Source organism: Bacillus sp. AP50 (assembly GCF_040492675.1).
Taxonomy (GTDB): Bacteria; Bacillota; Bacilli; order Bacillales; family Bacillaceae_G; genus Bacillus_A; species Bacillus_A cereus.
In genome coordinates, this window is sequence record NZ_JBEUTW010000659.1 from 1 (window position 1) to 1,085 (window position 1,085).

The following is a 1,085-nucleotide window of genomic DNA, read 5'->3' on the forward strand; positions in this document are numbered from 1 at the left end:
AGTCGAATGAAAGATACCACATCTACTTGTAGTATCTTTCATTCATTTTTTTATTTGGTAATTCACCAAAGTAGAGAATGTTAATTATTTATAACAAGTTTATCCAGTTCAGGGTTTTGTCCAGCTGCATTAGCTGCAGCTATAAAGGAATTTTTTATGTCCTCATTGCTAAATAAAGATTTCACGTCCGGATAAATATTTCTATATTCCTCGAAATATTTTTTGTACCGACTTTCTAAATTAGCATAACCCTCCCTTTCTTTATCAAATCCAAAGTGTGTCGAGAACTTTATTCCATCTTTTTCAGTCCAGAATGGATAAGAATCAAAATCATCTTTGCCATTGTACATCATATTCAAAAATCCCATAATCATATCTCTTGGTCTAAAACCCTCACTAATACTAAAATTAGTATATTGTTGAAAATCTAACTCGCCATAGTTTACTTCTTGTTCAAACATTAACAAAAATAATGTTATAAGTGCCTCTAACTTTTCTTTATCTTTCTCTCCAGAATAAAAATCTTCACCATGCCAAACTTTAAGACAATCTTCAAATGTTGCGTGTCTTTTCAAGTCATCAAATAAATTAAAGTGAGTTGCATCCCCACCATTATACAAGACCTCGTACCTATTTCCTGTATCTAAATAAAAATCGAACATTCCATTTCTTCCGTTCCAAAATTCCCCAGTTCCCCAACCTTGCTTTAGTCTCTCAGCAGACATCCCATCTTCAATCTTTTTTTCAATTTTCTTTTTGGCTTTAAATCCTACCAGCCCGGAGTAGCTTCTGTACTCAATACCAAAAGTTCCATACTTTGTAGACTCATACACCTTAAAAGATGGTCTAACCTTTTTTAAACCGCCACCAATAAATTTTTCTTTGTAGGTAATTCTACTTTTATAATAATCATTTAATTGCATACCACTTTCAAATTCTTTTTTATCGAAACTTTCATTCCGATTAAAATCGCTTGATACCAATTTAAAGTAATTTTCATGTAAAAATAAAAGGATTTTTGCATGAATTTCATAGATTCCCATATAAATATCCACCCTTTGTTTTTTAGTAAAATAATTCTATTT

General features: G+C 31.1%; 1 protein-coding gene. It reads right to left on the bottom strand.

What is annotated here, in order from left to right:
• Positions 1-80 precede the first annotated feature (80 nt).
• Positions 81-1,043 (bottom strand): hypothetical protein, encoded by a 963-nt coding sequence (locus ABWK52_RS28015; RefSeq protein ID WP_098541722.1) that lies wholly within the window; start codon positions 1,041-1,043, stop codon positions 81-83.
• Positions 1,044-1,085: the final 42 nt, after the last annotated feature.